This is a genomic window from Caldicellulosiruptor morganii (genome assembly GCF_026810225.1).
GTDB classification, from domain to species: domain Bacteria; phylum Bacillota; class Thermoanaerobacteria; order Caldicellulosiruptorales; family Caldicellulosiruptoraceae; genus Caldicellulosiruptor; species Caldicellulosiruptor morganii.
Genome location: NZ_CP113865.1, coordinates 1531042 through 1557464, shown reverse-complemented (window position 1 = coordinate 1557464; position 26423 = coordinate 1531042). Strand labels below are relative to the sequence as shown.

Here is a 26423-nt window from a genome sequence, read left to right as displayed (position 1 = left end):
GCTTGTGATTGGGGCATTTATGTTTTTGGATGTTTTTTATTGAAAAAAGTGCAATGAGGTGCAAGGTGATGACAGAGATAGAGAAAAAGATGGGCTATAAATTTAAAAATCAGGAAATTTTAAAGCTTACACTGACTCATAAATCAGCAACTCATAGCAGTGAAAATTCTTACGAAAGGCTTGAATTTTTAGGAGATGCTGTGTTAGAGCTTGTGGTGAGCAAATATCTTTTTGAGCATTTTCCGCATCTTTCCGAAGGCGAGCTTACAAATCTGCGTGCGGCAATTGTATGCAGCGAGACGCTTTCAAAGGTTGCCGAAAAACTAAATCTTAAAAAGTATATTATCTTTGGAAGGCATGAGAAAGAGGAAGGCTTTGAAAACAACAGATCAATTTGGTCAGATGTGCTTGAAGCTATATTTGGCGGTATTTTTTTGGAATCAGGCTTTGAGACAATTGAGAAGATAGTTATAAAACTTTTGGAGCCGTTTATAAAAAAAGCTGCTGAGGGGAAACTCTTTTATGATTACAAAACAAAGCTTCAGGAGATAATCCAGAAGGGGAAAAATGAGAAAATTAGATATATAGATTATGAAAACCACGAAAGTAACCTGCTGAAATTCAAATCAGAACTCTACATTGGTCAGGACAAAATATCAGAAGGGTTTGGCAGCAGTAAAAAGGAGGCGCAGCAGGATGCAGCATTCAAGGCACTGAAAAAAATGGGAGTGATAGAGGATTGAAGTACAGAATTCTTCCTATTTTTATTCCTCAGTACGGCTGCCCTTTTAAGTGTATCTTTTGCAACCAGAAGATAATTTCAGGTGAGAAAGAAGAAGTGACCCTTGAAAGGATAAAACGCCAGATAGAAGAAGGGCTTAAGAAAAATGAAGGTGAAGATGTAGAACTTGCATTTTATGGAGGAAACTTTACAGCAATTGGTTTTAATATGCAAAAAAGACTTCTTGAACTTGCCAGAAGATTTGAAAGGGTAAAAAGTATCAGAATTTCCACAAGACCGGATTTTATAAATGAAGAAATTCTAAGGTTTTTGAAAGATTACAGAGTAAAGACTATAGAGCTTGGCATTCAGAGTATGTTTGATGATGTTCTTAAAGCTTCAAAAAGAGGACACACTGCTGAGGATTCAGCAAAAGCATCAAAGCTTATAAAGTGGTTTGGTTTTACACTGGGTGTTCAGCTTATGGTTGGGCTTCCGAACTCAACAGAAGAAAAGGATATAAAGAGTGCCGAGATTGTGTGCAGCTTTGAACCTGATATTGCAAGAATCTACCCTACACTTGTTATAGAGGACACATACCTTGCAGAGATGTACAGAAGAGGCGAGTATCAGCCTTTATCTTTGGAAGATGCTATTTTAATTAGCAGTTATATGAAAGAAATCTTTATGGCAAATGGTGTGAAAGTGATAAGAACCGGTCTTCAGCCCACAGAAGAGATAAATTATAACGCCAGGGTAATTGCAGGACCATTTCACCCCTCTTTGGGTGAGCTTGTCGACTCTGAAATAATATTTAGAAGGATAACAGCTTTATTTATGAGCAGAAGCTTAAAAAAGCTCAGTATTTTTGTACATCCAAAAAACTTCTCAAAGCTCATTGGCAATAAGAAGAGAAATATTGAACGCCTGAGAAAAGAGTATGGTTTTCAGGACATAGAAATTTTTACTGACCATGAGGACGAAAATACAATAAGGATTTTGACCGGTGATAGGGAGATGGTTGTTGATATAAGAGGGCTATAAGTTTTTTAACATAGATTTAACATTCATTTTAAGTTGATTTAACATTGGCATTGTAAAATTGGATATATAGGAATAGCTTCAAAGGGTAAAAATATATTAAAGTAAAACTTCAAATTTTAATAAGGAGTGAAAAAATGACCAGAAAGATTGGCATTCTGCTTTTAGTAATGATCATGTTGAGTGTAATATTGTTTGGCTGCAAAAGCAATGTGCAATCTCCCTTTTCTAAAAAGTCTATTGTTGTTGCCGGTTCTACTTCTGTTCAGCCTCTGGCAGACGATCTGGCAAAGGCATATATGCAAAAACACCCTGATGTGAAGATTGAGGTTCAGGGTGGTGGGTCTGCGGTCGGCATAAAATCTGCAAGAGAAGGTATTGCGGACATTGGAACATCTTCGAGAGATCTGAAACCTGAGGAGAAAGGACTGAACGAGTTTAAAATTGCAATTGACGGAATAGCGGTTGTTGTAAATCCTCAAAATCCGATCAAAAACCTTACCCTGCAGCAGATAAGAGATATCTATTCAGGCAAAATTAAAAACTGGAAGGATGTTGGCGGAAAAAACGCTCAAATTGTTGTTGTAACACGTGAAGAAGGGTCGGGTACACGGGGCGCATTTGAGGAGCTTGTCATGGAAGGGCAAAGCATAACAGATTCTGCAGTTGTGCAGTCATCAAATGGTGCTGTAAAGCAATCAGTTTCTCAGGACCCAAATGCAATTGGCTATATATCTCTTGGGATAGTTGACTCAACTGTTAAGGCTGTGAGCATTGAAGGTGTTGACGCTACCGAGGAGAATGTTAAAAACGGAAAGTATAAAATACAAAGACCGTTTTTATTCCTTACAAAAGACAAGCCAGCAGGACTTGTAAAAGACTTTATTGACTTTGCACTCAGCGGTGAAGGGCAGGCTATTGTAGAAAAGCACCACTATATAAAAGTGAAGTAAGATTTTGAAATAATTTCGACTTGGGAGAAGGATAGTATGCCGAAGAAAAGCAGAGCAATTGAGTTAATTTTGTTTTTAGCCGCTGCCGTTTCTGTTATCTCTGTACTTTTGATAACAGTGTTTATATTCAAAGAGGGGTTTTCGATAATCAAAGAATATGGATTTTTTAATTTTATCCTTGGTACAAAATGGGCACCGCTCAGTGGCAGGTTTGGTATACTCCCAATGATAATTGGATCTATATATGTAACTCTGGGTGCAATTGTAATAGGTGTTCCGATTGGTATTGCAACCGCCATATTTTTGGGTGAGCTTGTAAGTGAAAAGATTACAAGGCTAATCCGACCGTTTGTTGAGCTTCTTGCAGGCATTCCCTCTGTTGTGTATGGATTTTACGGGCTTGTTGTAATTGTGCCGCTTATAAGAAAAATGTTTGGTGGGTCAGGCTTTTCGGTTCTGGCTTCATCAATTATCCTGGGTATTATGATTCTTCCAACTATCATTAACATATCCGAAGTTTCGATAAGGTCTGTCCCAAAGGAGTATAAGGAAGGGTCTCTGGCGCTTGGTGCAAACCACTGGCAGACAATAAAAGGAGTTATTTTGCCCGCTGCAAAGTCGGGTATAATAGCATCGATTATATTGGGTATGGGAAGGGCAATTGGCGAGACAATGGCAGTGATTATGGTTGCAGGTAACAGTCCTAAGATTCCAGGGAGCATATTTGATCAGGTGAGAACACTTACAGGCAATATTGCAATTGAGATGGGTTATGCATCCGGCAAACATGCTCAGGCACTGTTTGCAACCGGTATAGTGCTTTTTGTAATTATCATGATTTTAAATACGCTTGCCAATGCAATTGCTAAAAAAGTTGGTGAAGGAAGATGATAAAGAAAAATAGGATAGTAGAAAGTTTTGTCTTTGCTATTATAGGAACATTTACATTAATAACAGTAGCCATTCTTTTTGCGATATTGTTTCACATTATAGTAAACGGAATACAGGGTATTAAATGGTCGTTTATTACCCAGTTCCCCGAGGATATGGGAAAAAGTGGAGGAATTTTCCCTGTTATAGTAGGTACAATTTACATTACAATCCTTGCAGTAGCTATTGCTGCACCGGTTGGTGTGCTGGCAGCAATTTATCTTACAGAGTATGCTAAAAAAGGAAAAATTCTTTTTCTCATTCGATTTGGCACAGAAACCCTGGCTGGCATTCCGTCAATTATCTATGGACTTTTCGGTTTTGCTTTTTTTGTCATTGCCCTTGGGTTCAGGTGGTCAATCTTATCCGGCGCACTGACTTTATCCATAATGATTTTGCCCACCATTATAAGAACATCTGAGGAAGCGATAAAGACAGTCCCTATGTCCTTCAGAGAAGGCAGCCTTGCCCTTGGTGCCACAAAATGGCAGACAGTTGCAAAAGTGGTTGTACCACCTGCAATGCCAGGTATTTTGACAGGTGTAATTCTGGGTGTTGGAAGGGCGATCGGTGAGACAGCTGCAGTGCTTTTGACTGCAGGAAGTTCTTTGAATCTCCCGACCAGCATATTTAGTCCTGCAAGGACAATGGCCATACACCTGTATATTCTCTCTTCCGAGGGTATTTCAAAAGTTAACTCCTATGCTACAGCAACCCTTTTAATTGTTCTTGTACTTATTATAAACACCTGTGCCAATGCGATAATTAGAAGATACAGCAAAATTTTGGGGCACTGATATTTAAAAAATTTTCTACTTTTCAAGAAGGAATTTTATAAATAATGTAGAATTATATAACTAAGTAATTAAGCAAATTATCACAACAACGTATTCAGGAGGTATATGAAAGGATGGAAGTTCTAAAAGTTGCTGCTACATCAAAACCACAGAAGGTGGCAGGTGCCCTGACAGCTGTGATAAAAGAAAAGAGATGTGCCGAGCTTCAGGCGGTTGGGGCAGGTGCTGTAAATCAGGCTGTTAAGGCTATTGCAATTGCAAGGGGTAAAGTTGCACCAAATGGTATTGATTTGATTGTAATCCCTGCATTTTCGGAGATTGACATCGATGGGGAAGAGAGAACTGCAATCAAGTTCATAGTACAGGCAAGGTGATAATATCAAGGGTATTTAATTTAAGGGCAGGTAGAAAAAACTACCTGCTTTTTTATTGTGTCATAAGAATGTAGCAAATTCGCTGTATTTTTGCTAAAATAATTATTGTTTTTTTAAATACTATGGGGGAAGATCTGAACCATGTACATAAAATGGCTTGAAATATATGGTTTTAAATCTTTTTGTGAAAAGACAAGGATAGAGTTTGAAAAAGGAATTACTGCAATAGTTGGACCAAACGGCTGTGGCAAGAGCAATATCACAGATGCAATTAGATGGGCTTTGGGCGAGCAGAGCCTTAAAGTTTTGCGCGCCGGAAAGATTGAAGATTTGATTTTTGCCGGCACAGAAAAAAGAAGATCGCAGGGGTTTGCAGAAGTTTCTGTGTGCTTTGATAACTCGGATGGTTTGCTGCCTATTGATTTTGAAGAGGTTGTAATTACAAGAAGACTTTTCAGAAGCGGTGAAAGTGAGTTTTTTATAAACAAAACTGCATGCAGGTTAAAGGACATCTATGAGCTTTTTCTTGATTCAGGTCTTGGCAGGGATGGATATTCAGTTATCTCGCAGGGCAGGGTTGATGAGATAATAAATGCAAGACCATTTGAAAGATATAAGATATTTGAAGAGGCATGTGGCATTACAAAGTACAAATACAGAAAAGAAGAAGCAGAAAGAAAGCTGAAAAACACGCATGAGAACATACTTAGGCTTCAGGATGTTATTTTTGAGCTGAAATCTCAGCTTGAAGAGATATCCCCGGAGGTTGAAAAAGCAAAAGAATATATAAACCTGAACAAAAAACTATTGGATTTAAAAAGAGAAAAATATCTTTACAACTATAAGCTGGCAAATGAAAACTATACTTCTGTAAAAAAAGAGCTTGAAAAGCTGCAAACAGAACTAAAAAAACTCGAAAATGATAAACATGAAGTTGAAGGGAAATTAAACGAGTATAAATCCCGGCTTGACTTGTTGTCCGAGCGGCTTGAAAGTGCTAAGGGGATTTTTGGCAGTCTTAAAAGTGAACTTGCCGAAGATGTCTCAAAGCTGAAATTTTTAAAAAAACAGCTTGAAAGTAAGTATCAGATTGTTGAAAGTATCCTGGGTGAGCTTGCAGAGATTGATGAAGAAAGCAAGAGCACAGAAGAGATTTTGCTGGATTTAAAAGAAAGACTTTCGCAAAAGGATACAGTTTACAGTGGGGTTACAAAAAAGCAGGAAGAGATTTTACGGGAATTGGAAGATGTAGAGAATAGCATTTTTAAAATTGAGAATGAGATTCAAAGCAAAGAAGCAGAGCTAATTGAGAAAATATCTCAAATTGAAAAAAACACCCAGAAGCTAAATGGTATTTTACATCTCGAAGGTGCATTGCTTGAAAGAAAAAATAGAATAGATGACGAAGAGAAGGAAATAATAGCAGAGCAAAATACTTTGGATAAATCAGATGCAGAAAAAAAAGCTCAGAAAGCCAAAGTAGAAGCTGAAAAAGAAAAGCTCTCAAGAGAGCTCGATAGGATTAAAGCAAGTATAGAGAAAAAAGAAAAAGAGCTTTTGGATCTAAAAGACAGGCAGAGTATTATTTTGCGGGAGATTATCAACAAACAGGAAAAACTGAATGTCTTAAAAGCAATGGAGGAGAATTTGGAAGGGTACAGTAAAACCATAAAAGAGGTATTCAGAAGGGTAAAAAACCTGCCTGTTAACCTGTATGGAACTGTTGGAAGCCTGATAAATGTGAAAAGGCAATATGTAAGGGCAGTTGAAGCAGCCCTCGGCAGTGCAATTCAGCATCTTGTTGTTAAGAATGAAGATGATGCAAAAACCATAATTAAGATTGCAAAGGACGAAAAGCTTGGCAAAGTTACAATTGTTCCGGTCGAGACGGTAGCAATTTTGTCTTCAAAAGAAGAGATAAAAGCAGAAGGTTTTCTTGGATTTGCAGATGAGTTTATAGAGACAAAAGAGGAGTTTAGAAAGGTTATAGAACTGTTGTCAGGACGAACTCTTGTCTTTGATACTATTGACAGTGCTATTGAGTATCAAAGATTGGCTTTGTACAGAGCAAGATGTGTAACTCTTTCTGGTGAGCTTATAAACCCCGGTGGGATTTTTGTCGGCGGTGAGAGAAAGACAGATTTTTCTTTGCTTGAAAGAAAAGCTGAGATAAATGAGCTGGAATCGGAGGTTTTAAATTTAGCTCATGAGCTTGACAGGTTTGAAAAAGAGATTTCGGAAAAAAGTCAGGCTCAGCAAATATTAATTCAAGAAAAAGAAAAGAAGGAAAGTATAATAAAAGAGATAATTTCCAAAATTGACAGTATTAACAAAGACATTGACATGTGTGAATACAAAAAGCAGCAGCTCAATCAAAAGAAGATTTCCCTTGAAAATGAAAGAAGGGTTATAAATGATCAAATAGAAAGCTTACACACTGATGTAGAGCATACCAGAATAAATTTGCAGAAATTAGAAGATTCAAAATCAGAATTGGAGAAGGTTATATCAGAATTAAAATCAAATATAAAATTGCTGAAAGAGAAGCACAATATGCTTGATGGTGAGTACAGAAAGGTTTTAGAGGAAAAAAATCAGATAGAAGCCGAAATTTCTATCTTAAGACACAAAATTGAAACTGCTCAGCAGACCTTAAAAAATTTGAGTGATCAAAAAGCAAAAAAAGATCAGCAAAAGATAAAATGTGAAGAGGAGATAAAGGACTTACAAAGGCAAATTGATGAGGTTTCTTCTGAAATAGAAGAAAAAAAACAGCTAATAGATAGGCAAAAAGATGAGATTGAAAGATTGGAAAAAGAGTTTTTGGAAGTATCTGATATTCATACACAGAATGCTCAAGTGCTCAGCAAAATTTCAGAAGATATTCAAACAGGGCAGCAAAGTCTAAGTAACCTTTTGATTGAGAAAAATAATCTGGAAAATCAAATTGAGACTGTGTCCGAAAAGTATTTTAATCTTTTCAGTGAAAAGATATACTTACCGGATGAAAAAATTGTATGGTCAGAGGAAAAAGAAGAGGAGATTGAGAGTCTTTCTTTGGCAATTGGTCAGCTTGGAGATGTCAATCTCTATTCAATAGAGCAGGAAAAGAGACTGAATGAGAGAGTAGAGTTTTTGCAAAGGCAGATTGAAGATCTGGAAAAGACCAGCAGGGAGCTTAAAAATCTCATTGATGATCTTGACAGAAATATGAAAAACATATTTTTAGAAAATTTTGAAAAAATAAAGATTATATTTTCACAGACTTTCAAAGAACTGTTCAATGGTGGTAGCTGTGATTTAAAGCTTATTCAAAGCAGCGAAGAGTATGGGATAGATATTGATGTAAAACCGCCCGGCAAGAAACTTCAGAATATCAGCCTTCTTTCGGGTGGTGAAAAAGCTTTAACTGCAATAGCGCTCCTGTTTGCATTTTTAATCTTTAAAGGTTCTCTTTTATGCATTTTGGATGAGATTGACTCAAGTTTGGATGAAGCAAATGTTCAGAGATTTGCACAGTTTATTAAGAATCTGAATAATCAAAGCCAGATTATAATTGTTACTCACAGGAAACCCACCATGGAGATTGCGGATATTCTCTATGGTGTTACAATGGAAGAGCAGGGTGTGTCAAAGGTGCTTTCACTGAAATTAGAAAATGTTTAGAAAGGATGAGGATGATGGGCTTTTTTGATAGATTGAAAGAAGGGCTTTCAAAGACAAAGAAGAACTTTACTGAAAAGGTTGAAAGTCTTTTAAAAAGCTTCAAACAGGTGGATGACGAGTTATTTGATGAGCTTGAAGAGATTTTGGTGCTGTCTGATGTGGGTGTGAAGACATCTCAAAAAATCATAGAAAACCTGAAGGAAAGGGTAAAAAGAGAAAAAATTTCAGATAGTCAGGCTGTTAAAGAACTTTTGAAGGATGAGATGTTCAGCATTATAAATCTGCCAAACAGGCTCAAAGAAAAGTATCCGCTGATAATTCTCATGGTGGGAGTAAATGGAGTGGGGAAAACAACCTCAATTGGCAAGATAGCAAATTTGCTGAAGTCAAATGACAGAAAAGTAATAATTGCTGCTGCGGACACATTCAGGGCGGCTGCAATTGACCAGCTTGAGATCTGGGCAAGAAAAGTGGGCTGTGATATTATAAAGCATACCGAGGGTGCTGACCCTGCAGCAGTTGTATTTGATGGCATTCAGGCAATGAGAGCAAGGAAAGCGGATGTTTTGATAGTTGACACGGCAGGGCGGCTTCATACAAAGAAAAACTTAATTGAGGAGCTTAAAAAGATTGACCGTGTGATAAATCAGCAGATGCCAGAGGCTGAAAAGGAAACGCTACTTGTGATTGATGCCACAACCGGTCAAAATGGTCTTGTTCAAGCAAAGGAATTTAACCAGGCAGTTAATATTTCAGGGATTGTACTAACTAAACTTGATGGTACAGCAAAAGGTGGGATAGTGGTTTCTATTTGCGATGAACTAAAGATTCCTGTGAAGTTTATTGGAGTTGGTGAAAAGATAGATGACCTTCAGATGTTTGAACCAAAGGAGTTTATTGATGCGCTTTTTGAATAAAAGAAAGAAGCTGTCACAAATGCATTAAAGTGGCAGCCGCTTTCTTTGTCTAATTCCTTTGATTTAACTACTTTCAAACAGGTAATCTTCAATCTTCTCTAAATTTTTAATCCAGATTTCCTTTCCCCAAAAATCTATAAGTCCCTCTTCTCTCATTTTTATCAGCTCTCTTGACAAAGAAGGTCTTTGCACGTTAAACTTTTCTGCAAGTTCATACTTTGAAAGTGGAAGCTTTATCTTAAAGCTTTTTTGCTTTTTGTACTCTTCAAGCAAAAAATTGCATATCTTTTGACGCAGGGTTATAAATGTTGATTCTTTTAGCTTTGAGTTAAGAAGCAGAATTCTATCTGACAGTATGTTCAGGAAATTATACAAAAACCTTTCACTTTTTTTGCTTAAGTTGATAATCGATTCTTTTGACAGAAATAAAATAACAGTTCTGCACTTTGCAATGACCATTGCCGGAAAGGTATTTGAAGAGGAAAATATTACAGCTTCACCAAATGTGTCTCCAGGATACAGAGTTGTTATTGTATATTCCTTGCCGGAAGATAAAACTTTTTTGATGTCCACCAATCCTTCAAGTATTATTCCTATTGACGTGCACTCATCTCCTTCAAATACGATTATCTCATCTTTTTCAAAACTCTTTTGAACTACATTGCAATCGCTCAAAAGCCTCTCAATACTACTTTTTTCAATTCCCCTGAATAATTTTGTTTCGGATAGCTTTGAATAGTTCATAAAAATTTCTCACCTCAAAATTCAAAATTGTAACACATGTTACCGCAAATATATTCTAAACCATATAAAATATAATTGCAACTAAACAGAGAGGGATGATTGGGTATGGTAAGAAAGATAATCAAGATTGATGAAGAAAAGTGCAATGGTTGCGGGCTGTGTGTAAACGCCTGCCATGAGGGTGCAATTGAGCTTGTAAATGGCAAGGCAAGACTTGTGAGTGAAGAGTACTGTGACGGACTTGGAAACTGTCTTCCAGTCTGTCCAACAGGGGCAATCGAGATAATTGAGGCAGATGTAAAACCTTTTAATGAAAAGGCTGTAGAAGAGAGAATTCAACAAACTAAACACAAGAAAGAAATTTCATGTATGTGTCCGGGTTCTCAGGAGAGGATAATTGAGAAAAAAGAAACTGCTGCATCTTCTCAAGTTGTAAAACCTTCGGTGCAGGATGTGCAAGACTTATCTGAGCTTATTAACTGGCCAGTGCAGCTTGCTCTTGTTAATCCATATGCTAAGTTTTTCGAAGGTAGCCATCTTCTCATTGCAGCTGATTGTGTTGCATATGCATATGCTTCTTTTCACAAAGATTTTATGAAAGGGAAAATCACAATCATAGGGTGTCCAAAGCTTGATGATATTGATTACTACTATGAAAAGATTTTGGAGATAATTCTGAACCATGATATTAAGAGCATAACAGTTGTCAAAATGGAAGTGCCATGCTGCACCGGTATTGCAAATATAGTTAAAAAGGCTATGATTCAGGCACAAAAGATTGTGCCTTATTCAGAGGTTACAATTACCACCGATGGTGGTATAAAAGATTAAATTTTGGGTAAAAAGATTATTAAAAAATTTCTGGAGGTGTGTTTTTAAATGATTCAAACAGAGATGTTTTGTTTTCAGTGTGAACAGACAGCAGGTGGGAAGGGCTGCACAAAGATTGGTGTTTGTGGGAAAGACAGCAGAGTTGCCAACCTGCAGGATTTACAAAAATTTTTGCAGAAAGCCTCGTCCTTTCAGGGCGGGGATGAATGCAATTATTGAAAATGAGAACCGAATATGATATAATTGAATCAAATTTTTGAGAATGGCAGGATAAATTATAGAAACAATACAAGAACTGTCCAAAGCATATAAGTTTGACATTTTAGCGCTTGAGATAATGCCTGACCATATCCATTTATTTATCTCAGCACTTCCAAGGTATTCACCAAGCCAACTTGTCAATGTTATAATAAGGTACTACTGGGCGCAGAATAGGTCAAAAATTTCCTCAGTATAAGCAGAAAGGTTCAGTCTGGACAAGGGCATATTTTGTTGCAACAGCAGGCAATGTGTCTTCTGAGACAATAAAAAAATATATAGAAGCACAATGGAAGAAGGTAAAAGAAGATGGATAAGACATATATTCTGCCAGTTCCAAATGAATATCAGAATTTAGCAAAAGAGCTTTCAATGCAGTCAGGGAAAATCTACTCCAAAGCTGTAAGTTTTCTTAAGAAGATGAACAGGAAAGGACTAAGGATAAAGCAAAAGACGTTCTATAAGTACATGGAGTGGTGGATACACCAGAAGAGTTTTATATTGCACAGTCAGAGCAAGCAGGCGGCATACCAGCAGGCATGGACAAACTACACTGCTACATTGCGAAAAATCAAAAAGGCAAAAAAGAAAAATAAAAATGCTTCAAAGATTAGACTACCGTACAGGAACAAGAAATACAACAAGGTGTGTTTTAAAAACTCAGCAATTAATCTGGAAGGGGACAATTTAATTCTGGTAAACATGAAAGGTGCAGAGAGGATAGTTATAGATGGTGTAAGACTTGGTATAAAACCCAAGTATGCAGAGCTACTTTATCATGCAGATAAAGGCAAATACTATGTTCATGTAGTTGTTGAAATTGCAGGAAGGAAAAAGGATAGAGGACAAAAAGGTAATGTGCTGGCAATAGACCCTGGAGTAATACACCCGATGGTATGTTTTGATGGTAAGAAGGTAGCCTTGTACAATGGAGGGGTTTTAAACTCCATTTTGCGATACAGGAACAAGAAACTTGCAGAGTTGCAGAGTAAGTTATCAAGATGTAAGAAAGGTTCAAAGAGGTGGGTAAAACTCCAAAGAGCAAAGAAAAAACTATTGGGAAGACTTTCAAACCAAATAAGAGATGTGTTGGGAAAATATACATCTCATCTTATTGGGTACTGTGTAAAAAATGGTATCACAACAATAGTTATGGGTGAGGTAAAAGGCATAAGGGATAGCAAGAAAAATAGCAATAAAGTGGCAAGTCAGAAAGTACACCAATGGTTGTTCAGAAAAATAAGCATGATGATAGAACAGAAAGCTGAATTTGCAGGTATAGAGGTTGTATATGTGAAAGAGAACATGACATCGCAAACCTGTCCTGTGTGTGGTAGTAAGAACAAGCCATTGGATAGAAACTATGAATGCAAGAGTTGTGGGTTTAGGTATCACAGGGATGGAGTAGGAGCGATAAACATCTACAGAAAGTATACAGGGATAAAATCTCTGGTAGTAGGGCTGTTGGCCTGCCCCGTGGGTGTGAGATACACCTCACACCTGCGTTGCCCGGTAGAATGAAACACCCATCCATGGGATAAAAACTGTTCTACTGGGAAGGTAGCCTAAACTGAGCTACCAAGAGAATCCTCGCCTCTGTGAGGCGGGGAGTAGGTCAATTAGGACCGTCACTTCCAGCCTTTGTATCACCAAACATTCTGCAGGTTTTAGTTGAAAAGTTCAACATAAAGCCAATATCTAATCCTGAAAATGATCTGAATGAAATTTTAAACAAAAAATAATATTCAGTATGCTTTCTAAGTGCTGTCCACACTTGTTGTAAGCAGCACTTTTTTGTTTATTTGACTATGAAAAAATAAACTTTCAAACTTGCAAAATTTAAAGCTTGATTTTCAAAAATAGCTTTAGTATCAACCTGTTAAAGCTTTACACAAAAAATTTTTTGAATAATCTTGACATTCAAATTTCATTTTGCTATACTAATAACCAGATAAACGTACAGTAACAGACGAATGGTTATGACAAAAGGGCAGATAGAGGCAAAAATCAGTGAAGTTGTCAGCAAGTTTGAGATGGAGTATGTGGGCAGAGGTCCTAAACAGATAAAGACAATAATTACAGAAGATATAATAGTTATAAGGCTTGTTGGTTTTTTAAGTCCTACTGAAAAGAAGCTTGCCCAGACGAAAGAGGGAGTTGAGCTTATCAAGAAGGTAAGATCAACTTTATTTGAAAGTGCAAAAGATGAGTTGGGAAAACTTATAAAAGAAGTTATAGATGTGGATATTGCGGGAATATACTCTGATGTGAATACTACAAACGGAGAAAAGGTAATAGTTGTAACTTTGAATGAAAACTTGGAAAAGCGCTTGAAATAGAGGCTGGCAGACCGAGCAAAGGGCTATTGAAATAGCCAGTTGCAAGGTAGGCCAATATTTGCAGAGCAAACCGGCTTTGCAAATATTGGCCTTTTTTGTTGCTCCGGTGAGGTTATAAATGTTAAATAAGGAGGTATATGATTTGTTTGCAGAAATTTATGAAGTAAACCTCCACAAAACAAAGGATTTGCTATCTAAGCTTTTGACAAGAAAGAGGTTTTTTATACTTATAGAAAAGTTTTTTAAAGAATACTGTGAAACTAATCCTTTTTTAGCAAGCTTTTTTTACAAGTATTTCTGGGATGGAAGTTATGTTGATGTATGGGCTTTGCCAATTGTTCTTCTGGATGTATTTCGTCTCAACACAAAAACCCTTACCTTCTATACAAACAAAGACAAAAACTTTCTCAAAGATTTGAAGATTGTTCTCCAGTGTCTTGAAGGTTATATTGTGGAGTTTTTTAAAGATAATGCTGAAGACATCAGGCAGGCAAAAGAAAACATTGACGATTACAGATATATCCTGAAACTTGTTATTGAGAAAATAGAGTTTATCGAGAATAACTAAAATTTTAAATAGGAGGTATTTTTTAAATGAATAGGTTATTAAACTTAAAGGTAAAAGATGAAGTTTTTGATATTTTAAATAATTGCAAGAGGATAACCATGCCTGAAAAGAGATTTGATTTTGTTGACCTGTCACTTGGTGGAAAAGACAATATGACTTTTGAGGTCAAATACGAGGTTGAAGGCAAGGGTGAAGTAGTTGAGGCAGTTGTTACAAGGTGCAAAAATGGTATTGTTGTTAATTATCCGGACGTATACATGAGACGAAGAGACCCTGATAGTTTAATTATTGGTGATGAAGGCGAGACTGATAAGCCAAGGTATAAGGATATCTACGGAGATAACTTTGAAGAGCTCAGGAAAGAAACATTTGAATGGTTAAAGAAACAGGAACTAATTGTATATGGTTTTTATGCTGGTGGAAAAGAGCACGGTTATCCTGCGATTGTAATAGCACCTGTTAATGCTGCATTTTTTGGTTTTGCACTTGCCGATATTCAGGGCTTTATTCCCAGAAGTGAGTTTGAGAAAATAGAGGTTTTTGAACCAAAAGCTGTAATTTATGTTGCTCCACCATTCAGACATACACATTTTAACGGCAAACAAGTAGTGGTTCACAATAGGGTAAACGGTGTTCATGAGATATTTTCGTATAATCTATATCCGGGACCAAGTGCTAAAAAGGGTGTATATGGTGTACTTCTTAACATTGGCGAGATGGAAGGCTGGGTGGCTGCGCACGCCTCAACTGTCAGAATTGTAACACCATATGACAATGTCATAACAATCATGCACGAGGGAGCAAGTGGTGGCGGCAAAAGCGAGATGTGCCAGCAGATGCACAGAGAAAAAGACAACAGGGTTCTTTTGGGCGAAAACATTATTACAAAAGAGAGAATATACCTTGAGATAAAAGAGTCGTGTGAAATTCATCCTGTTACAGATGACATAGCCCTTGTACATCCAAGCCTTCAAAAAGGTTCAAAAATGGTTGTAAAAGATGCAGAACAGGGCTGGTTTGTACGACTTGACAATATTCCGCATTATGGTACAGATCCACAATTAGAAAGACTTTGCATTCATCCGCCAGAACCTCTTATTTTCTTGAACTTAGAGGGTGTACCGGGTTCAACCTGCCTCATTTGGGAGCATACTATGGATGAACCGGGCAAACCCTGCCCCAATCCAAGGGTGATTCTTCCTCGCAGGTTCATACCTAACATTGTAGATGAACCTGTTGAGGTTGACATACGAAGTTTTGGCATAAGAACACCACCTTGCACAAAGTCAAAACCCACATATGGAATAGTGGGCATATTTCACCTTCTACCACCTGCACTGGCATGGCTATGGAGGCTTGTCAGCCCCCGTGGCCATGCCAACCCAAGCATAACACAGGCTGAAGCTTTGAGCTCTGAAGGTGTTGGTTCTTACTGGCCATTTGCAACAGGACTTATGGTAAAGCAGGCAAACCTTCTTTTAGAGCAGATACTGCAGTTTACAAGAACTCAGTATATTCTCATTCCAAATCAATACATTGGTGCATATAAAGTTGGTTTTATGCCTCAATGGATTACAAGAGAGTATTTAGCAAAAAGAGGAAATGTGAGACTGAGACCTGACCAGTTAAAACCAGCAAAACTACCGATTTTAGGTTATGCCCTTGAGTACATGAAGGTTGAAGGGACATATATTCCAAAGTTTTTACTTCAGGTTGATCTTCAGCCGGAAGTGGGTGAAGAAGGATATATGGAAGGTGCAAAGATTTTGACAGATTTCTTCAAGAAAGAAATTGTCAAATTCAAAACGCTGGATTTGCATCCTCTTGGCAGACAAATTATAGAGTGTTGTTTGGATGATGGAAGCTTAGAAGATTATGTTTCGTTGATAAAGTAGAAAATACTTCAAAGCCTGTTGACCTCCTCATGGAATTGAAGATAAAATATTCTTAATTCTATGGGGAGGCTTTTTTTTGATGTTTTAGATACACTTCAAAAAGGAGAGATGGGGGAAAAGTATGGACAAAAAAGTTTTTGGATATCCTCTTAAAAAAATAGGTATAATTGGCGGTGGACAGCTTGGAAAAATGCTCTCTCAAAAAGCAAAACAAATGGGATTTTATGTTATCTCTTTGGACCCGAGCGCCGAGTGCCCTGCAGCGTCAGTTTCTGACGAAATCATTGTAAGTGATTTTTACAATCCAGAAAAATTAAAAGAGCTTGTTAAAAAAAGCGATGTTACAACTTATGAAATTGAGCATATTAACACAGCAGCTTTGAAAGAGCTTTACAACAAAGGATACAATATTCTGCCATCTCCATATTGCTTAGAAATAATCCAGGACAAATTGAGGCAAAAACAGGTATTGAAAGAAGCTGGTCTTCCTGTTCCAAAGTTTGAGAAAGTAGAGAGCTTTGATATATCTTTTTTTGAAAGCTTTGGTTTCCCGCTTGTTCAAAAAGCCACAAAAGGTGGGTATGATGGCAGGGGAGTTGTGGTTATAAAAGACAGCCGCAGCATGGACAAAATTCTCAAAACAGAATCCTATGTAGAGAAGTTTGTAGATGTAGAAAAGGAGCTTGCAGTAATTGTTGCAAGAAACCAGAAAGGAGATGTAGTTTCATATCCGGTTGTAGAAATGGTTTTTGATGAGGCTGCAAACATTCTTGATATGCTCATTGTACCGGCAAGAGTTGAAAAGGATATAGAGGATGAAGCAAAGAAGATAGCAATCAAGGCGGTTGAAACACTCCAGAGTGTTGGCGTGTTTGGAGTTGAGCTTTTTTTGACAAAGGACAGAAAAATTTTAATAAACGAGATTGCTCCAAGACCTCATAACTCAGGCCACTATACCATAGAAGCATGTATAACAAGTCAGTTTGAACAGCACCTTCGAGCAATCTGTGGTTTGCCGCTTGGCTCTACAAAGCTTTTATCTCCTGCTGTGATGATAAATCTTTTGGGTGAGGAAGGATATAGAGGAACACCTCTAATAGAAGGCTTGGAAGAGGCACTTTCAATAGAAGGGGTATCATTTCACTTTTATGGCAAAAAATTAACTGCACCTTTCAGAAAAATGGGGCATGTGACAGTAGTTGACAATGACCAGGAAAGAGCTATAGAAAAGGCAAGGAAGGTAAAGGAAATATTGAAAATAAAATCGGAGGTGAAAATTGGATGAAAAAGCCACTTGTTGGAATAATTATGGGAAGCGACTCAGATTTGCCTGTTATGAAAGAGGCAGCAAAGGTTTTAGAGGATTTTGGAGTTGAGTATGAGATGACAATTGTCTCTGCTCACAGAACACCTGAGAGGATGTTCAAATATGCAAAGGAGGCAGAGGCAAGGGGAATTGAGGTGATTGTGGCTGGTGCTGGCGGTGCTGCACATCTTCCTGGAATGGTTGCTTCAATTTCGAACTTACCAGTTATTGGAGTTCCAGTAAAGACTTCTTCTTTGAATGGGCTTGATTCTCTTTTATCGATTGTCCAGATGCCGGCGGGTGTTCCTGTTGCAACAGTTGCAATCAACAATGCTAAAAATGCCGGGATTCTGGCTGCTGAGATTCTTGGGATAAAGTATCCTGAGATAAGAAAGAAAATAGCTGAGTATAAAGAAAAGATGAGAAATGAGGTTGAGCAAAAGGCAAAGGATCTGGAGGATGCAGGGTATGAAGAGTATCTCAAAAGGAAACAAAATGGATAGAAATGTTTATATTTTGCTTGGAGTTCTTATGAACATATGTCTTGGTTCGGTTTACTCTTGGAGTGTGTTCAGAAAACCTTTAGAAGAGGCTTTGGATTTGAGCGCAACTCAAAGTGGTTTACCTTATATGTTCTTTTTGGTATTTTATGCATTGCTTATGCCTATTACTGGAAGATATATTGATAGATATGGTCCCAGAGTTGTTGCAATGGTAGGAGGAACATTAGTAGGAATTGGATGGCTTTTTGCTGGTTTTTCGGACAATTTGCCGATGATAACAATAGGCTATGGAGTAATAGCTGGAAGTGGAGTTGGGATTGCCTATGGTGTGCCAATTGCAGTTTCAACAAGGTGGTTTGAAGATAAAAAGGGGTTAGCTGTTGGACTTACCGTCCTTGGTTTTGGAATGTCTCCGATTGTAACAGCACCTATTGCAAGAAGATTAATTACCCATTTCGGACCTTTCGTAACATTCAGGGTGTTAGGGGTAATATTTTTTATCGTAATAATATTGTTGGCATTATTTTTCAGGTTTCCGAATCGAAAAGAGAAAGAGCCTAATGAAAAAATAAGTGAAGAGATAAATGGTTCTATACAAAATTTTACACCTTCTGAAATGCTAAAAAGTTCTACCTTTTGGTACTTATGGTTGTGCTTTGTGATAGGTACGTTCAGTGGCTTAATGGCAATTGGAATTTCAAGTCCTGTTGCCCAGGAGATTGTAAAACTGACACCTGAAATGGCAGCCTTGTCAGTTTCAATCTTTGCAATATTTAATGGGCTTGGTCGACCACTGTTTGGATTTTTAACAGATAAGATATCACCACGATATGCCGCTTTGATTAATTTTGCAGTCATATTTTTCTCTTCCTTGGGGATGTTATTTGTAAAAGAAGGGAGCAAGCTTCTTTTTATAATGGCCTTTTGCATGCTATGGCTGAGCTTAGGTGGCTGGCTTTCAATAGCACCGACTGCGACTGCGAAGTTTTTCGGCTTGCTTCACTATAGTAAAAATTATGGACTTCTTTTCACAGGTTATGGTGTAGGAGCTATTTTAGGAAATTTGATTTCAGGGTCTGTGAGGGATATATCCGGAAGTTATATGTTTAATTTTTATATTACCTCTATACTATCAATAATCGGTATAATAATTGCCTTTTATGGACTAAAACAATTAAGAAAAAGTTAAAAGCAGGGTTTTATACTTACCCTATGTTAATTTAGAGTCGATGACATTGCCACAGGCAGGTTGAGGAAAATTACTTAACCTGTACTTGTGGCTTTTGTTTTTACGAGAGAAAAACAGAATATATTCTTCTTATAACTATTGACAATCATTATTTTAGATATTATAATGTTTATTGTCTGATGGACGGTTAAAAAAAGCGGGTGTAGTTCAATGGTAGAACACCAGCCTTCCAAGCTGGCAGCGTGGGTTCGATTCCCATCACCCGCTCCAAATAAAAAAAGCTAACCTCTCGGTGGCAAAAAGCTGCTGAGGGGTTTTTATTTTGCACATTGCAAGCAATAAATTCTAATTTGACAAAATATTACATAAAATACTGAAGGATTTTTTGGGGTAATATAGAATTAGAAGTAATATAACATTTAAAACGGGGTGCGAAATAATGGATTTTGAATCAATAATGATAGAGGGAACACTTATTTTAAAAATAAAAGGTGAACTTGACCAGCACAATGCTGACAAATTCAGGGTAAGGTTTGACATGAAAATAGTAAGCCCTGAGGTGCAAAAAGTGGTGATTGACATCTCTGAGCTTACCTTTATGGACTCATCAGGTGTTGGTTTTCTGGTTGGGAGGTTCAAGACTGCAAGAGCGTTTGCAAAAGAGCTTGTTCTGGTTTGCAGCTCAAGCTATATTAACAGGCTTCTTTCAACTTGTGGAATAGAAAAGCTGATAAAAAAATATACAACTATTGAAGAGGCTTTGAGCTAAAATTTTTGTAAAGTGAAAGGATGTGAAGGAAATACGATGAAAGTTTTAAACTATATGGAACTCAAAATTCCTTTCTAAAACGCAATCAAAAATTCTAAAAAGCGTGTCTTTTATTTTTTAAAGTCTGGAATTTTCTATTTCTTTGTGGTTTAATATAGATAAAACTACTGTAAAGCTTGAAATCTAAAAAGATGGAAAAACTAATTCAGTTTTTCTTTCCTGCTCGCTGTTCATTTTGCGGCAGGGTAGGGGTTGATCCGTGCAATGAGTGCAGGAAGTTCATCAAATTTATCCAGGGCAAAACCTGCGAAAAATGTGGAGTGCCAGTTGGCGATTTTATTTTAAACCTTTGCCCGAGCTGCCAGAGAGAAAACTTTTCATTTGAAAAGGTCTTTCCTGTTTTCTATTACGACGGTGTTGTTAGAAGAGGTATTCATCTTTTCAAATACAGAGGCTTTTGCCAGAATGCCATAACCTTTTCAAACTTAATGGTGGATAAAGTAAAAAGTGGAAATATAAAGTTTGATATTGTAATTCCTGTACCAATTAGTTATGAGAGGTATTTGAAAAGAGGGTATAACCATTCATATTTACTGGCGAAGAATATTTCAAAGATACTGAAGATACCTTTACTTGATGCTCTGAAGAGAACCTATTTTACAGAGCCTTTTTACAACCTCTCAAGACAGGAGAGAAAAAGAGAGATAAAAGATAAAATTGTGGTTAAAAACGGGTATGAAAAATATATAAAAGAAAAGACCATTTTGCTTGTTGATGATATTTTCACAACGGGTGCAACTGCAAATGAGTGTTCAAAGGTTTTGTTAAAAAGCGGTGCAAGCAGGGTGTACGTATCCGTTTTGGCGATAACAAAACCATCAGGAAGATTAAAATAGGGGGTTGTGTTAAATGAATGTGAGAAATTGCAGAAGGTGCGGTAAGCTTTACCTGTATGATGGAAGTCCTATCTGCCCTCAGTGCAGGAAAGAAGAGGAAGAGGATTTTAAAAAGGTAAAGGATTATTTGTATGATCATCCGGGTGCGACGCTGCCGGAGGTATCCAGTGCAACGGGTGTGTCACCTGAGAAGATCCTGAGATTTTTAAAAGAAGAAAGGCTTGAGATTGTGGGTGAGAGCAATATCATTTTGGAGTGTGAAAGATGTGGGAAGGCTATAAAAACGGGCAGACTTTGTGAGGAGTGCAAGAGAGAGGTTGGAACAAAGTTTTTGAGCTATCTTGATGATAACAAGCTAAAAGAGAGCATGAAGAAAAATGAGGAGTTTGCTAAGAAAAAAGAAGGCGGCTATAGATACCTTTCTAAAGAGTTTAAGGATGACGAAAAAAGATAATTTTTTGTTAAACTTTTTTGCAACTTCTAACGATATATTAAGTGAAGATGTTAAAAGAAGCAAAGGGCGGGATATTCCATGAGAATAGAAGACAGAATGAGGATATTCCAGATATACAGCAGTGGCACAAAAGTGAACAGGGTAGAAAAAAAACAGGATGTAAAAAATGCAGATAAGCTTGAAATCTCAAGCGAGGCAAGGGATTTTCAGACAATTCTGAATGCCATAAAATCAACACCTGATATTCGAGAGGAAAAAGTAAATGAGATAAAGAGCAAAATTGAGTCAGGCACCTACAGTGTAAGTGCAAAGGACGTTGTGGAAAAGCTGATAAGAGAATATAAACAACAAACCAAACAGTTCTAAAGCAAAGAATTTTTAAATGGCTGCTTTAAAAATTTTGGCAGCCTTTATATTTATTATAAAGAAAATTTATTACAGGAAAGAGTTGATTTTTTATGATCCAGAATGTAAATGGTGTAATTGAAATTCTGGAAAAAGAGCAAAGCATTTTAAAAGAGATACTTGAGTTATTTTGCTCCAAAACAAAATTCATAGTTGAGAACAACATCTCAGCCCTTATAGAACAATCTACTTTCGAAAAACAGAAGGCAGATGAGATAAAAAGGTTGGAAGAAGCGCGACAGAGGTTGATTGCCGAACTTTTGAAAGGAAAAAATAAAGAGGTTTCATCACTTGATGACCTTATAGAGCTTTGTGACGGTGTTCAGCAAAAGAGGCTGATTGAGTTAAAAAGTTCAATAGGTAAGCTTGTTGAGGAGATAAAAAGGGTAAATCATTTGAATTTGAGCCTTATTCAAAGTTCGCTTGAATACATAGATTTTATGACAAATTTAGTCTCATCCTATTTCACCGACGACACAACTTACCAGAAAGACGGGCAAAGCAAGCTCACAAAAAAGAATATGTTTGACATAAAGCTTTAAAAATTTTCAAAAGGAGTTGAAAAAGATATGTCTTTTTACGGGCTTGAAATAGCAAGAACAGGTATATTTGTCAACAGAAAAGGGCTTGAGGTTACATCACACAACGTTGCAAATGCTTCAACACCGGGATATACAAGACAGGTTCTGAATGTAAAATCTGTTGCACCAGCAAGCAGGGTGGGTTTTTATGATCCAAAATTTCAGGTTGGCATGGGTGCAGATGTTCAGAACCTTGTGCAGATTAGAGACATGTTTTTGGATATGCAGTACAGAAACGAATACTCCCGCCAGGGCGAGTATGAAATAAAAGCTGACAACCTAAATTTTATAGAATCAATCTTCAACGAACCAAGTGACACTGGACTTTCAAGCGTCATAGACCAGTTTTTCTCAAGCTTGCAGGAGCTTTCTAAAAATCCGGAGAGTTTGACTGTCAGAGCACTGGTACGCCAGAGGGCATCTGCACTGACAGACACAATTCACAAGATGTACAAACAGCTTGAAGACTTGCAAAGTGAGCTAAATGACCAGATTTATGATAGAATCCTTGATATAAACAGTATTGCTCATCAGATAGCAGACCTGAATCAGCAGATTTTTGTACTGGAGCTTCGTGGCGAGAAGGCAAACGACCTTCGCGACCAGAGAAATCTTCTGGTAGATAAGCTCTCAAAAATTGTTGACACAACAGCATATGAAGATAAAGATGGTAGATTCATTGTCCAGATAGCCGGTGGGGAGACTCTTGTGAATCACTTCACAGTTTACGAGCTTGAGACAGATAAATCGAAAATCATGAGAAAAAGCAGTTTTGATTCAAACGGTCTGCCAGCAGGATTTAACCCTGACGACCCACTTTCGCAGCAGAACCTGTATGATGTTCCTGGGCTTTTTGTTGTTATGTGGAAGGATACCGGGCAGGTTTTGAATATAAAGTCTGGCGAGCTAAAAGGACTTTTAGATATGAGAGATGGTGCTGGTGGACTTGACGAAAGTAAAGATGAGAATGGCAATTTTATTGCTAATATACCAAATTCAAACAAATTTACCGGCATTCCACATTATTTAAACAGGCTCAATGAGTTTGCAAGAAAGCTTATTGAAAAGTTCAATAAACTTCATACACTGGGATGGTCTTTAAACGGTCAAAAAACAGGTATAAACTTTTTCGAGCCGCCTGTTGGTCAGACATTTTTCTATGCAAGGTATATTAAAGTTTCAGATGATATTATGAATGATTTGAACAACATAGCAACAACAACTGACAAAGAGAATCTTCCGGGTGGCAATGACCTTGTTGTTAAGCTTCTAAAGCTTAGAAATGACACTTCAATCTTTAGAGAAGGCAAGTTTGAAGACTTTTTAAAGTCTTTAATCTCAAACCTTGGTGTTGATGCACAGGGTGCAAAGAACTTTGCAGAAAACCAAAAGGTAATGGTCACCCAGCTTGACAATCGTCGCCAGGCTCTATCCGGTGTTTCAATAGATGAAGAGATGACAAATTTGATAAAATACCAGCACGGGTTTCAGGCATCAGCAAGGATGATAAATGCATTTGATGAGATGCTGGATGTTTTAATAAACAGGCTCGGGCTTGTGGGAAGATAATTTTAAAAAGCATTTGAGGTGAGTTTGGTATGAGAATAACAAACAATATGATGGTGAATAATTTTCTTATAAACCTCAACAAAAACCTTGCAAGGCTTGATGATTTGCAGTTTAAAATGGCAACAGGCAAAAAGATCAGGTATCCATCTGATGACCCTGTGATAACTGCAAGGTCACTGAGGCTTAGAACTGACGTTTCTGAGATAGAGCAGCTTCAGAAAAATGTGGATGATGCTACATCCTGGGTTGATACAACAGAAAGTGCACTTGCGGATATAACAGAGTCACTGCAAAGGATAAGAGAGCTTGCTGTAAGGGGTGCAAATGGTACAAACACAAAAGAAGACATGGCTCAGATTGCCAAAGAGGTTTCGCAGATTAAAGAACACATTATTCAGGTTGGGAATACCAACTATGCAGGAAGGTATATCTTCTCTGGTTTTAAAACAGATACAGCGCCGCTGAAAGATGATGGGTCTTTTTCAGACACAGGTGATTTTTCGTCATCTGGTGGCTATCCGGTTGACCCTGCAACAGGCAAGAATATCATAAAGTATGAGGTTATGAAGGCAAACTTCATTGAAATAAACAAAACGGCAAATCAGGTTTTCTACATTCAGGGTGAGGCAGACGAAAACAAAGGGAACTTGTTCAAAGTTCTGGACAATTTAATCAATGCTTTAAATAGCGGTGATGTTAATACAGTTAATTCTCTTCTGAGTGATTTGGACAGGCATATAGACAATGTTGTTGCTCAGCGTGGCGATGTTGGAGCACTTCAGAACAGGCTTGAGCTTATTAAAAACAGGCTGAGTGACGACAATGTGAACTTTACTGCTTTGCTTTCTAACAACGAGGATGTTGACATGGCAGAGATAATAATGAAGCTCAAAACAGCAGAGAATGTCTACAGAGCAGCACTTCAAACAGGTGCACAGATTCTGCCACCAACACTATTGGATTTTCTGAGATTCTAAGTCGTAAGTAAAAGCCCAAAAAAAAGGTGTGCATAAAATATGAAAATTGTACAGATTCAAATTCACCAGACTTTTGTAAAAGTCAATCTTCATCAGGAACATTTAAAGGTAAAAATAAACCAGGACAGGTGCTGGGAAGAGGTAAATCTGGGCTCAACAGATTACCTGGTTCGTAAAAGCGCCCAGCAGGGATATGAACAGGTTTTAAGGTATATACAGAAGACAGCAGAAAATGGAAACAGGCTTGCAAGGATAGAAGATGGCGGTCAGCCTATAATTGACATCTGCATTGAAGAAGCATTTCCTGAGTATGACTACAACGTGGATGTCATTCCCAAAAGCCGCCCGCAAATTTACTTTGAAGGTGGCAAAGTTTATATAGATTTTGAGATGGGCAAGGTTGATGTGAGAGTATGATTGAAAAGAGCAGGATTTTGGAAGTTTTAAAGGAATGTTTTGAAAAAGAAAATACCATTGTATTTGCATATCTGTTTGGGTCGTATGCAAAAGGGAAAGCAAATGAAAATAGCGATGTTGACATTGCTGTATATGTAGATGAGGAACTGGCAAATGATTCTAAAAGGTTATTGGAATTTCAGATCAAACATATGATAGGTATTTCAGACATTCTAAGAAAAGAAGTTGACCTTGTAATTTTGAATCAGGCTTCACCGCTTTTGAGACACGAAGTAATTTCAGAAGGCATTTTGATTATTGAAAAAGACCATGATAGGTTAGTAAATTTTAAAAAGATGAGTTTCTATTACTATCAGGACTGGCTGCATATTATGAAGATTAAGATGATGTATATAAAAGAGAGGATAGCAGATAATGGTAAAAAAGGCACTTGTCAGTGAGAAAATAGATAGGATAGTGTTTTGCCTAAATAGAATAAAAAGATTTCAGAATATGAGTTTTGAAGAATTCAAAAAGGATCAGGATGCTCAGGACATAGTCGTTCACAATCTTTTTTTGGCAATACAGAATCTAATAGACATAGGAAATCATATAATAGCCGATGATGTTTTTGAAACACCGGGTTATTATGGTGAGATTCCGCAGATTCTATCAAAAGAAAAGGTTATTTCAGAAAGTTTAGCTTTAATTTTTAAGAAAATGATTTCTTTTCGCAATATAATTGTTCATGAATATTCTAAAATTGATCTGGCAAAAGTTTATGATATTCTAATTAATGGTATTGATGATATAAATAGAATTATTGATGAGATTATAAAGTATGCAAATCTATAAACAATATATCAATAAAGAGGAGATTTAAAATGGTTGTGCAAAAATCAGTTGTAAAATCAAGAGTTTTTGGCGAGCTTGAAGTCAGTGAAGACAGTATTATATTTTTTGAAGATGGCATTCCTGCGTTTGAGAACCTGAAAAAGTTTGTAATTGTCAAAGAAGATGAAAGCCCATTTTACTGGCTTCAGTCTGTTGAAGACAAAGACATTGCATTTGTGCTGATAAATCCTTTTGAAATAAAGCCAGATTATGAATTTGACATACCGGATGATATTGTAAAGAAACTGGAAATAGAGTCTTCACAAGATGTTGCAGTCTTTTGCATTGTTGTAATTTCAGAGGATGTAAAGCAAACAAGAGTGAATCTAAAAGCCCCGGTTATTATTAATGTAAACAGAAGAAAGGGTATGCAGTATCTTTTGGATGATGAAAGATATCCTATAAGATACTACCTTTTTGAAAACTTGGATCCAAATTCACAGAAATGAG

28 protein-coding genes, 1 tRNA gene and 2 pseudogenes are annotated in these 26423 nt (G+C 37.2%); 30 read left to right on the top strand and 1 reads right to left on the bottom strand.

The features are described 5' to 3' along the window. Positions 1-68 precede the first annotated feature (68 nt). The 8 genes from rnc to ftsY all read left to right on the top strand — a co-directional run bounded on the left by rnc (position 69) and on the right by ftsY (position 9399). Entirely contained in the window at positions 69-743 is a 675-nt protein-coding gene (rnc, locus tag OTK00_RS07750; protein ID WP_045170199.1) for a ribonuclease III, read from the top strand. Next, on the top strand, positions 740-1765 hold the full coding sequence (locus tag OTK00_RS07745; RefSeq protein ID WP_045169755.1) for an elongator complex protein 3: 1026 nt from the start codon (positions 740-742) through the stop codon (positions 1763-1765). The genes rnc and OTK00_RS07745 overlap by 4 nt, the downstream gene beginning before the upstream one ends. A 134-nt stretch (positions 1766-1899) precedes the next feature. Then, the gene (locus OTK00_RS07740; RefSeq protein WP_045169754.1) at positions 1900-2715 is read left to right on the top strand and encodes a phosphate ABC transporter substrate-binding protein; all 816 of its coding nucleotides are present in this window, start codon (positions 1900-1902) and stop codon (positions 2713-2715) included. A gap of 36 nt (positions 2716-2751) precedes the next feature. After that, positions 2752-3606 carry a phosphate ABC transporter permease subunit PstC gene (pstC, locus tag OTK00_RS07735; protein WP_045169753.1) on the top strand — a complete coding sequence of 285 codons (855 nt, stop codon included), beginning with the start codon at positions 2752-2754 and terminating at the stop codon, positions 3604-3606. Next, on the top strand, positions 3603-4442 hold the full coding sequence (gene pstA / locus OTK00_RS07730) for a phosphate ABC transporter permease PstA (RefSeq protein WP_045169752.1): 840 nt from the start codon (positions 3603-3605) through the stop codon (positions 4440-4442). Before pstC ends, pstA begins: the two co-directional genes overlap by 4 nt. 113 nt (positions 4443-4555) lie before the next feature. Further along, positions 4556-4816, top strand: a complete 261-nt coding sequence (locus tag OTK00_RS07725) for a stage V sporulation protein S (RefSeq protein WP_045169751.1) — start codon at positions 4556-4558, stop codon at positions 4814-4816. A 141-nt stretch (positions 4817-4957) separates the two neighbouring features. After that, complete coding sequence (smc, locus tag OTK00_RS07720; RefSeq protein ID WP_045169750.1) at positions 4958-8482, top strand: chromosome segregation protein SMC; 3525 nt, start codon at positions 4958-4960, stop codon at positions 8480-8482. A 14-nt stretch (positions 8483-8496) separates the two neighbouring features. Then, positions 8497-9399: a signal recognition particle-docking protein FtsY gene (ftsY, locus tag OTK00_RS07715; RefSeq protein WP_045169749.1), complete on the top strand. Its 903-nt coding sequence runs from the start codon at positions 8497-8499 to the stop codon at positions 9397-9399. A gap of 63 nt (positions 9400-9462) precedes the next feature. Here ftsY and OTK00_RS07710 read toward each other — a convergent pair whose 3' ends face one another. Continuing rightward, positions 9463-10143 carry a Crp/Fnr family transcriptional regulator gene (locus OTK00_RS07710; RefSeq protein ID WP_045169748.1) on the bottom strand — a complete coding sequence of 227 codons (681 nt, stop codon included), beginning with the start codon at positions 10141-10143 and terminating at the stop codon, positions 9463-9465. A 105-nt stretch (positions 10144-10248) separates the two neighbouring features. Here OTK00_RS07710 and OTK00_RS07705 point away from each other — a divergent pair, with 105 nt between their 5' ends. The 22 genes and pseudogenes from OTK00_RS07705 (at position 10249) to fliW (ending at position 26422) form a co-directional block, all read left to right on the top strand. After that, positions 10249-10974 carry an ATP-binding protein gene (locus OTK00_RS07705; protein ID WP_045169747.1) on the top strand — a complete coding sequence of 242 codons (726 nt, stop codon included), beginning with the start codon at positions 10249-10251 and terminating at the stop codon, positions 10972-10974. 48 nt (positions 10975-11022) lie between these two features. Continuing rightward, positions 11023-11172: pseudogene (locus OTK00_RS07700) on the top strand (carbon monoxide dehydrogenase); the annotation flags it as partial. 82 nt (positions 11173-11254) lie between these two features. After that, a pseudogene (gene tnpA, locus OTK00_RS12285) lies at positions 11255-11549 on the top strand (IS200/IS605 family transposase); the annotation flags it as partial. Beyond that, complete coding sequence (locus OTK00_RS07685; protein ID WP_045169746.1) at positions 11542-12753, top strand: RNA-guided endonuclease InsQ/TnpB family protein; 1212 nt, start codon at positions 11542-11544, stop codon at positions 12751-12753. The pseudogene tnpA and the gene OTK00_RS07685, both read left to right, overlap by 8 nt. 458 nt (positions 12754-13211) lie before the next feature. Next, positions 13212-13571, top strand: coding sequence for a DUF2294 domain-containing protein (locus tag OTK00_RS07675; RefSeq protein ID WP_045169744.1), 360 nt, complete (start codon positions 13212-13214; stop codon positions 13569-13571). A 118-nt stretch (positions 13572-13689) separates the two neighbouring features. Continuing rightward, complete coding sequence (locus OTK00_RS07670; protein ID WP_268760752.1) at positions 13690-14139, top strand: hypothetical protein; 450 nt, start codon at positions 13690-13692, stop codon at positions 14137-14139. A gap of 26 nt (positions 14140-14165) precedes the next feature. Further along, a complete protein-coding gene (locus tag OTK00_RS07665) occupies positions 14166-16034 on the top strand; it encodes a DUF4914 family protein (protein ID WP_045169742.1) in 1869 nt (622 codons plus the stop codon). Positions 16035-16155: 121 nt separating this feature from the next. After that, a complete protein-coding gene (locus tag OTK00_RS07660; RefSeq protein WP_045169741.1) occupies positions 16156-17319 on the top strand; it encodes a 5-(carboxyamino)imidazole ribonucleotide synthase in 1164 nt (387 codons plus the stop codon). Then, the gene (gene purE, locus OTK00_RS07655) at positions 17316-17843 is read left to right on the top strand and encodes a 5-(carboxyamino)imidazole ribonucleotide mutase (protein ID WP_045169740.1); all 528 of its coding nucleotides are present in this window, start codon (positions 17316-17318) and stop codon (positions 17841-17843) included. The genes OTK00_RS07660 and purE overlap by 4 nt, the downstream gene beginning before the upstream one ends. Continuing rightward, positions 17836-19032: an L-lactate MFS transporter gene (locus OTK00_RS07650; RefSeq protein WP_268760751.1), complete on the top strand. Its 1197-nt coding sequence runs from the start codon at positions 17836-17838 to the stop codon at positions 19030-19032. Before purE ends, OTK00_RS07650 begins: the two co-directional genes overlap by 8 nt. Before the next feature lie 196 nt (positions 19033-19228). Beyond that, positions 19229-19302: transfer RNA gene (locus tag OTK00_RS07645), tRNA-Gly, on the top strand. A 169-nt stretch (positions 19303-19471) separates the two neighbouring features. Then, positions 19472-19801: an STAS domain-containing protein gene (locus OTK00_RS07640; RefSeq protein WP_045169738.1), complete on the top strand. Its 330-nt coding sequence runs from the start codon at positions 19472-19474 to the stop codon at positions 19799-19801. Between the two features lie 191 nt (positions 19802-19992). Further along, positions 19993-20697, top strand: coding sequence for a ComF family protein (locus OTK00_RS07635; RefSeq protein WP_045169737.1), 705 nt, complete (start codon positions 19993-19995; stop codon positions 20695-20697). A gap of 13 nt (positions 20698-20710) precedes the next feature. Next, complete coding sequence (locus tag OTK00_RS07630; RefSeq protein WP_045169736.1) at positions 20711-21151, top strand: TIGR03826 family flagellar region protein; 441 nt, start codon at positions 20711-20713, stop codon at positions 21149-21151. A 78-nt stretch (positions 21152-21229) separates the two neighbouring features. Further along, the gene (gene flgM / locus OTK00_RS07625) at positions 21230-21517 is read left to right on the top strand and encodes a flagellar biosynthesis anti-sigma factor FlgM (RefSeq protein ID WP_045169735.1); all 288 of its coding nucleotides are present in this window, start codon (positions 21230-21232) and stop codon (positions 21515-21517) included. A 92-nt stretch (positions 21518-21609) separates the two neighbouring features. After that, positions 21610-22098, top strand: coding sequence for a flagellar protein FlgN (locus OTK00_RS07620; protein WP_045169734.1), 489 nt, complete (start codon positions 21610-21612; stop codon positions 22096-22098). A gap of 27 nt (positions 22099-22125) precedes the next feature. Continuing rightward, a complete protein-coding gene (gene flgK, locus OTK00_RS07615; protein ID WP_045169733.1) occupies positions 22126-23706 on the top strand; it encodes a flagellar hook-associated protein FlgK in 1581 nt (526 codons plus the stop codon). A 29-nt stretch (positions 23707-23735) separates the two neighbouring features. After that, positions 23736-24683, top strand: a complete 948-nt coding sequence (flgL, locus tag OTK00_RS07610; RefSeq protein WP_045169732.1) for a flagellar hook-associated protein FlgL — start codon at positions 23736-23738, stop codon at positions 24681-24683. A 39-nt stretch (positions 24684-24722) separates the two neighbouring features. Beyond that, positions 24723-25100 (top strand): DUF6470 family protein, encoded by a 378-nt coding sequence (locus OTK00_RS07605; RefSeq protein WP_045169731.1) that lies wholly within the window; start codon positions 24723-24725, stop codon positions 25098-25100. Beyond that, positions 25097-25540: a type VII toxin-antitoxin system MntA family adenylyltransferase antitoxin gene (mntA, locus tag OTK00_RS07600; protein WP_241765501.1), complete on the top strand. Its 444-nt coding sequence runs from the start codon at positions 25097-25099 to the stop codon at positions 25538-25540. The genes OTK00_RS07605 and mntA overlap by 4 nt, the downstream gene beginning before the upstream one ends. After that, a complete protein-coding gene (hepT, locus tag OTK00_RS07595) occupies positions 25515-25934 on the top strand; it encodes a type VII toxin-antitoxin system HepT family RNase toxin (protein ID WP_045169730.1) in 420 nt (139 codons plus the stop codon). Before mntA ends, hepT begins: the two co-directional genes overlap by 26 nt. Positions 25935-25963: 29 nt before the next feature. After that, the gene (gene fliW, locus OTK00_RS07590; protein ID WP_045169729.1) at positions 25964-26422 is read left to right on the top strand and encodes a flagellar assembly protein FliW; all 459 of its coding nucleotides are present in this window, start codon (positions 25964-25966) and stop codon (positions 26420-26422) included. Position 26423 lies beyond the last annotated feature (1 nt).